This window comes from Erythrobacter sp. HI0063 (assembly GCF_001635685.1).
Lineage (GTDB): Bacteria > Pseudomonadota > Alphaproteobacteria > Sphingomonadales > Sphingomonadaceae > Qipengyuania.
Genome location: NZ_LWFF01000186.1, coordinates 1 through 309 on the forward strand (window position 1 = coordinate 1; position 309 = coordinate 309).

Sequence of the window (309 nt, forward strand, 5' to 3'; positions counted from 1 at the left end):
GCGACTGGAAGCACCGGCGTGAAGCCGAGGCCGCGATGCCCCCGCTCGAGATACCGGACGAAGTCCGCACGGAACTGGTGAATGTTCTGTCCGAAGCGAGCGATCTTGTGATGGACCAGTTTGCGCGCGTGGTGCGCTCCATTGCTGGAGATATAGATCGGAGCGCAGCTTTGCGCGTCAGAGATGCGGAACGTCGGGCGGCTGAAGCCGAGGCTGAGACCGAACACGTGCTAGAGCGATGGACCGAAACGGAGAAGGAGCTCGAAGCGACGCGGCATAAGGCTGCCGAAGCGCGGAAAGATAGCGAGG

At 62.1% G+C, this 309-nt stretch carries 1 protein-coding gene; it reads right to left on the minus strand.

Features of this window, described 5'->3' with window-relative positions:
- The coding region (locus A3736_RS17490; protein WP_197465518.1) for a hypothetical protein at nucleotides 1–227 on the minus strand (227 nt) is incomplete at its 3' end.
- Between the last annotated feature and the right edge of the window lie 82 nt (nucleotides 228–309).